This is a genomic window from Microbacterium sp. CPCC 204701 (assembly GCF_004010105.1).
Taxonomy (GTDB): domain Bacteria; phylum Actinomycetota; class Actinomycetes; order Actinomycetales; family Microbacteriaceae; genus Microbacterium.
Genome location: NZ_RRYE01000162.1, coordinates 1 through 6,525, shown reverse-complemented (window position 1 = coordinate 6,525; position 6,525 = coordinate 1). Strand labels below are relative to the sequence as shown.

The window sequence follows — 6,525 nt, the reverse complement described above, 5'->3', positions numbered from 1 at the left end:
CTCCCGCGGGTGCGGCGGTGCCGGTGGCGAGGGCCACCAGTTCGCGTCGCTCCAGCCGCGTCAGCGCGCGGTCGAGTGACGAGGGATCGAGCAGCCCCTCCGCGGCGTCGAAGAAGTCATGCCAGCCGACCTGCGGCGAGACGCCGCGCGCCGCGAGCGTCTCGGCGAGCGCGGCATCGCCGCGAGCGGCGAGCCACGTCGCGAGGGCGCGCGCGTCGGAGACCAATCGATTCAGCCTCCGCGGTTGGCCCGCGTCCTTCGGACGAAGCTCATGATGAGGACCGTGAGCATGAGGACGAACGCGACGATCGGCGCGATGTAGACCAGCACGCCGATGAGAGGCCAGATGCCGGTGCGCATATCCGCGTCCGTGGCGCTGCCGATCATGATCGCGAAGAAGCACGCGATCGAGAGCGCGAGCAGGCCCAGCGACATGAAGGCGAGGACGCGATCGATGCGGCGGACCGGGACGTCGCCAGGGGTGTTCGTGCTCATCCGCTCCAGCCTACTCGCCCGCCCGCACGCGGCGGCGCCACGGGCCGCTGGCGGGCTCGACATGCGAGGGTGCACGGTGCGGCAGGACGGTAGGCTACTGGCGTGGGGACGGACCGTGTCCTCGCATTCGTCATGCTCTGTTTCGCCCGCGACGATCGCGAGCGCCGTCAACCAGCGAGGTTCCGATGCCCACCGGCAAGGTCAGGTTCTACGACGAGGAGAAGGGGTTCGGCTTCATCACCTCCGATGAAGGTCAGGACGTCTTCCTGCACGCCACCGCCCTGCCCGCCGGCACACCGCCGCCCAAGGCCGGGACGAAGCTCGAGTTCGGCATCGCCGACGGCAAGCGCGGCCCGCAGGCGCTGTCGGTCCGTGTCGTCGAGGCGCCGGTGAGCCTCGCGAAACGCACCCGCAAGCCCGCCGACGACATGGCGATCATCGTGGAAGACCTCGTGAAGCTGCTCGACAGCATCGGCGGCGACCTCCGCCGCGGCCGCTACCCCAGCGGCTCGCACGCCAAGAAGGTCGCCGCGGTGCTGCGCAAGGTGGCTGATGAACTCGACGCCTGATCCGGCCGAGTCCGCCGACGACGCCGACGCCCCTGAGGTGCCCGGCGATTCGGATGACCGCCAGGACGACACGACGACGGATGCCGAGGAGTCCGTGGCACCGCAACCCGTCGAGGCCGACGTGCTGCCCGACCAGGCGCTGCTCGAGGCACACGACCTCGCGCTCGCCGCCCTCCGCGAGATCACGCCCGAGGCGACGATCGGCGAGCCTGCCGGGTATCGCGTAGAGGAGGACGGCGTGGTGTCGCTGCGCTTCACCAACCGCCTCGCGGGTTACCCCGGCTGGTACTGGACCGTGAGCCTCGCGCGCGTGGAAGGGGCCGAGCCGACAGTCCTCGAGGTTGAGCTGCTGCCCGGCGACGGCGCGCTGCTCGCGCCCGACTGGGTGCCGTGGGCCGTCCGGCTGGCCGAGTATCACGCCACGCAGGCCGCGCTCGCCGCGGCCGCGCGCTCCACCGACGTCGATGCCGACGAGGACGACGGTGACGAAGACCTCGACGACGTGGATGACCTCGACGCGGCGGACTTCGACGACGACGGCTCCTCGATCCTGCACGCGGGCGACGTCGACGGCGTCGACATCGATGAGCTCGACGGGCCGACCGGGGACGACGATCTCGACGAAGCGGACGAGGACGAGGACGACGACGACTCGGACGAGGACGACTACGACTACGACGACGTCGACGATGAGGACGGCGTCGACGATGAGGACGGCGTCGACGATGAGGACGGCGTCGACGACGAACCGGACGAGGAAGACGACGAGCCGGACGAGGACGAGTCGGACTGACGCGTCGCGGCGCCGGAGACGGTCGACCTCGCGCGCGGGCGAGCGCCCCATCGAGGCGATCGTCTCGTCGGCGCTGTCGCCCGCGCCCTCACCACTGGCCGACGATGCGGCGGATCAGCCCAGCCGCTCGACCGTGTAGTCGATGCAGCGGATGAGCTGACGCACGTCGTCCGGCTCGATCGAGACGAACGTCGCGATGCGCAGCTGGTTGCGGCCGAGCTTGCGGTACGGCTCGGTGTCGACGATGCCGCCCGCGCGCAGGCTCTTCGCCACGGCTGAGGCATCCACCGACTCGTCGAAGTCGACGGTCACCACGACGGGGGAGCGGTCCGCGGGATCGGCGACGAACGCCGTGGCGAACGCGGATGCCTCCGCCCAGTCGTAGAGCGCCCGCGAGGACTCGTGCGTGCGGGCGTCCGCCCACGGCAGCCCGCCGTTGGAGTTGATCCACGTGAGCTGCTCGTTCAGCAGGAACAGGGTCGCGAGCGCCGGGGTGTTGAGGGTCTGGTTCAGGCGCGAGTTGTCGATCGCCTGCTTCAGGCTCAGGAACTCCGGGATGTAGCGGCCGGATGCCGCGATCCGCTCGATCCGCTCGATCGCGGCCGGCGAGACCAGGGCGAACCACAGGCCGCCGTCCGATCCGAGGTTCTTCTGGGGTGCGAAGTAGTACACGTCGGCCTCGTGCGCCGAGAAGTCGATGCCGCCCGCGGCGCTCGTGGCGTCGATCACGGTGAGCGCGCCCTCGTCGCCGCTCACGCGCCGCACCGGCGCCGCGACGCCGGTCGAGGTCTCGTTGTGCGGCCACGCGTACACGTCCACGCCCTCCACCGGCTGGGGTGCGGTGCTCATGCCGGGCGCGACCTCGCGGACGTCCGGGGCCTCGAGCCACGGCGTCTTCGCCGCCTTGGCGAACTTGCCGCCGAACTCGCCGAACACCAGGTGCTGGCTGCGCCTCTCGATGAGCCCGAACGCGGCGGCGTCCCAGAAGGCCGTCGAACCGCCGTTGCCGAGGATCACCTCGTACCCCTCCGGGATGCGGAAGAGCTCGCGCAGCCCGGCGCGCACCTGGCCGACGAGGTCCTTGACCGGCGCCTGCCGGTGGGAGGTGCCCAGCAGCGCCGCGCCGCGGCCCGCGAGCGCCTCGAGGTGGGCGGAGACGACCTTCGACGGGCCGCATCCGAACCGACCGTCGGCAGGCAGGATCTCCCGGGGCAGGACGACAGGGGGCTGCGCGGTGTGGGACATGGCTCGATTCTAGGGAGCGCCGCGTCGTCCTCCTCGCGCATGACGGGCCATGACCCCCGCGCGGGGACCGGGCCGCCGCGGCGCCGATGGCAGAAGATAGGCTGTCCTTACCCCTTCTGACATCGAGGACACCGCGACATGACCGACCTGATCGACACCACCGAGATGTACCTCCGCACGATCCTCGAGCTCGAAGAGGAGAACATCGTTCCGCTGCGGGCACGCATCTCGGAGCGCCTGGGGCACTCGGGCCCGACCGTGTCGCAGACGATCGGGCGCATGGAGCGCGACGGCCTCGTCGTGGTCTCCGAGGACCGCACCCTCGAGCTCACCGATGCCGGCCGTCAGAAGGCGGTCGACGTGATGCGCAAGCACCGCCTCGCCGAGCGCCTGCTGTCGGACGTGATCGGCCTGGACTGGGCCTACGTGCACGAAGAGGCCTGCCGCTGGGAGCACGTCATGAGCGAGCAGGTCGAGCGCCGCCTCGTCGAGCTGCTGGGCCACCCGACCGAGTCGCCGTACGGCAACCCGATCCCGGGCCTCGACCAGCTCGGCGACCTGCCCACGAACGGCTTCGAGCAGGGTGTGGTCGGGCTCGTCCGCCGGCTCAATGACGCCGGAGAGCCGATCAGCGGCACGGTCCGCCGCCTCGCCGAGCCCGCCCAGGTCGACCCCGAGCTGCTGCAGCAGCTCAAGGGCGCAGGCGTCGTGCCGGGCGCGAGCGGCGACTACCGCTACAACGAGGGCTACGTGCTGGTGCAGATGCACGGCAGCGACGAGGGCCTCGAGCTCCCCGTCGAGGTCGCGTCGCACATCTTCCTCGTCGACGAGACACGCTGATCCAGCGGGATGCCGCACCCGCGGCATCCGTGATCCTTCAGGGGTCGGACCGCTCGCGGAACAGCCCCTCCAGGGACTTGCCAGGCGCGTGGCGTGACATATTCGTTACCTTCGGGTAGCCTCGAACAGTCCACCAGGCGAGAAGCCCGCCGACCGGACCCCGCGTGGATTGCCTCATCGGCTCGTCGTCCACATGTGGTGAAACCCGCACATCGTGCCCCGACACCGAGTGCTGACGAGCCAGCGCCGCCCGGCGCAGAGGCGCCGGAGGACCCAGTTTGGCTGAAGATATCGAGTCGCACGCGAACGCGTCAGAGAACGCAGCGACGAGTCCCGCTCGTCGCGAGCGCCATCGCAAGACCCCCGCGAGGCGACCGCAGAGCGCCGCACCTGCGAAGTCCGCACCCACCGCACCCACCGCATCCGTCGCGCGTTCCACCGCTCCCAAGAAGGCGAGCCGCGTCGCCAAGCCGCTGCGCAGCCTGGTGATCCTGAGCATGGTCGGAGGACTCGTCGCCACCGTGGCGATTCCCGCCTTCGCGTCCGGATCGTGGCGCCCCCAGGCCGAGGCGGTCACGCTGCAGCAGATGGCGGTGGATGACGCGCAGGAGTTCGTCGCCGCCTCGGACGCGACCTCGATCGAGCTCTCGCGCGAGAGCTACTCCGCCACCACGGCCGAAGAGATCGAGAAGAAGAAGGCCGAGGAGGCCGCTGCCGAGCGTGCGCGGCAGATGGCGAAGCTCGCCTCCGCCTCGTCGATCGGGTCGAACATCGCCCTCACGTCGCCCGGCAGTGGCGAGGTTCGCTGGCCCATCCTGAACTTCACCAAGGGCCGCGGCCTGTGGGACTCGGGCTACCACCAGGGCGTCGACCTGCTCGCGAACTGCGGCGAGCCCCTTTACGCGGCGGCGGCGGGCGTCGTCAAGGTCTCGCAAGAGAGTCACGGCGGCTACGGCGTCGCGGTCACGATCGACCACGTCCTCGGCGGCCAGCGCGTGAACACCCTGTACGGCCACATGACTTACGGCAGCCGTCAGGTCGTCTCGGGCCAGACGGTCGAGGCGGGCCAGCTCATCGGCGTCGTCGGCAGTACCGGCAGCTCGACCGCATGCCATCTCCACTTCGAGGTGCACATCAACGGCGGAGTCGTCGACCCGTGGGCCTGGTTGCAGTCCAACGCCGGCTGAGCCTGTCGAAGCCCGAGCCTGTCGACGCCTGACCTCGATCCGCTGACACCGATGCCCTCGCCCGCTCGCCGGGCGGGGGCATCCGTTCGCCGACACGCTACGCGCCGTTCACGGCGGTTGCGGCCCTCGCTCGCTGGACGTGCGTTAGCCTGAGATCCGACGCTGAGAGAGCGGAGGGAGCCGATGGACTGCACACCACGCATCCGAACCATGGATGCGCTTGGACGCCTCGTCCTTCGGCATTGCACGAGCGGATGCCGCGGCATTGCCGTGGCGCCAGGGCGCTGTCTGTGAGACAGCGCCTTTTTTCATGCCCCTGAGCCCTCGATCGTCGAACGATTCGAATCACCGGGAAGCCGTCCCGGCCGTTCGAGAGGATGATCAATGCGCACACTGGTGCTCAACGCGGGCTATGAGCCGCTCGCCGTCGTGTCGTTCAAGCGGGCGCTCGTGCTCGTGATGAACGAGAAGGCCACTGTCGTGGAACACATCGAGAGCGATCCGGTGTGGGGAGGCAGACGCGCGTACGAACGCCCGGCCGTGATCATCCTGACGCGGTACGTCCGGGTTCCCGGCGGTCGTCGCGTGCCGGTGACGCGACGGGGCGTGCTGCGCCGCGACAGCCACCGCTGTGCGTACTGCGGCAAGGCCGCGTCGACGATCGACCACGTGCTGCCCCGGTCGCGCGGCGGCGGCGACTCGTGGGAGAACCTCGTCGCGTGCTGCCTGCGCTGCAACAACGTCAAGGGCGACCGCACCCCGCAGGAGATGAACTGGGAGCTGCGCTTCACGCCGCTTCCGCCGCGCGGCGGGCAGTGGACGGTCCGGGGCACGGAGCGCACCGACCCTCGCTGGGAGCCGTATCTCGCGCTGGCCGCGTAGACCTTCATGTCGGCATTGAAGTATCGAACATAACTGTCGGAAGGCGGCGGTATTCTCATTCCCTGCGATTGAAGATCTAGAACATTTGTTCTAGTCTGTGGGAATGAGGGTGGTCGTGCAACCCACGGCACAGCACGTGCAACAGCCGGTCGAGCAGAACCCGGCGACCGAGGTCGCCAGGCTGCGCGCGCAGCTCGAGCGCGTGCAGGGTCGCCGACTGGGCGCCCCGGTGCTGCCGGTGCTGCCTGCCCTTGCATCGCTGCTTCCCGGGGGCGGACTGCGTCCGGGCACGGCCTATTCGATCCCGCGCTCGACGTCGCTGCTGCTGGCGCTGCTGGCGCAGCCATCGCAGTCCGGATCGTGGTGCGGAGTCGTCGGGATGCCGCGCCTCGGCGTCGAGGCCGCCGAGGGGATCGGGGTCGACCTGTCGCGGCTCGTGCTCATCCCCGATCCGGGCGCGCGCTGGCTCGCGGTGACCGCGACCGTGGCCGAGGTGCTGCCGGTGGTGGCGGTG

The 6,525-nt window shown here is 70.1% G+C and carries 7 protein-coding genes and 2 pseudogenes; 6 read left to right on the top strand and 3 right to left on the bottom strand.

What is annotated here, in order from left to right; all coding sequences use genetic code 11:
• Together EIO58_RS10640 and EIO58_RS10635 are read right to left on the bottom strand one after the other, a co-directional pair.
• A pseudogene (locus EIO58_RS10640) lies at positions 1-226 on the bottom strand (helicase-associated domain-containing protein); the annotation flags it as partial.
• A 5-nt stretch (positions 227-231) separates the two neighbouring features.
• On the bottom strand, positions 232-495 hold the full coding sequence (locus EIO58_RS10635; RefSeq protein WP_127819521.1) for a multidrug ABC transporter ATPase: 264 nt from the start codon (positions 493-495) through the stop codon (positions 232-234).
• Between the two features lie 185 nt (positions 496-680).
• On the opposite strand from EIO58_RS10635, the gene EIO58_RS10630 reads away from it, so the two are divergent.
• Positions 681-1,064 carry a cold-shock protein gene (locus EIO58_RS10630; RefSeq protein WP_127819520.1) on the top strand — a complete coding sequence of 128 codons (384 nt, stop codon included), beginning with the start codon at positions 681-683 and terminating at the stop codon, positions 1,062-1,064.
• Positions 1,048-1,857, top strand: coding sequence for a DUF3027 domain-containing protein (locus tag EIO58_RS10625; RefSeq protein WP_127819519.1), 810 nt, complete (start codon positions 1,048-1,050; stop codon positions 1,855-1,857). Before EIO58_RS10630 ends, EIO58_RS10625 begins: the two co-directional genes overlap by 17 nt.
• A gap of 114 nt (positions 1,858-1,971) precedes the next feature.
• Here EIO58_RS10625 and serC read toward each other — a convergent pair whose 3' ends face one another.
• Positions 1,972-3,102 carry a phosphoserine transaminase gene (gene serC, locus EIO58_RS10620; RefSeq protein ID WP_127819518.1) on the bottom strand — a complete coding sequence of 377 codons (1,131 nt, stop codon included), beginning with the start codon at positions 3,100-3,102 and terminating at the stop codon, positions 1,972-1,974.
• Positions 3,103-3,240: 138 nt separating this feature from the next.
• On the opposite strand from serC, the gene EIO58_RS10615 reads away from it, so the two are divergent.
• The 4 genes and pseudogenes from EIO58_RS10615 to EIO58_RS10600 all read left to right on the top strand — a co-directional run.
• Positions 3,241-3,942, top strand: coding sequence for a metal-dependent transcriptional regulator (locus tag EIO58_RS10615; protein WP_127819517.1), 702 nt, complete (start codon positions 3,241-3,243; stop codon positions 3,940-3,942).
• Between the two features lie 278 nt (positions 3,943-4,220).
• Complete coding sequence (locus EIO58_RS10610; RefSeq protein WP_127819516.1) at positions 4,221-5,129, top strand: M23 family metallopeptidase; 909 nt, start codon at positions 4,221-4,223, stop codon at positions 5,127-5,129.
• 384 nt (positions 5,130-5,513) lie between these two features.
• On the top strand, positions 5,514-6,011 hold the full coding sequence (locus tag EIO58_RS10605) for an HNH endonuclease (RefSeq protein WP_127819515.1): 498 nt from the start codon (positions 5,514-5,516) through the stop codon (positions 6,009-6,011).
• Positions 6,012-6,114: 103 nt separating this feature from the next.
• Positions 6,115-6,525 (top strand): annotated as a pseudogene (locus tag EIO58_RS10600) (hypothetical protein); the annotation flags it as partial.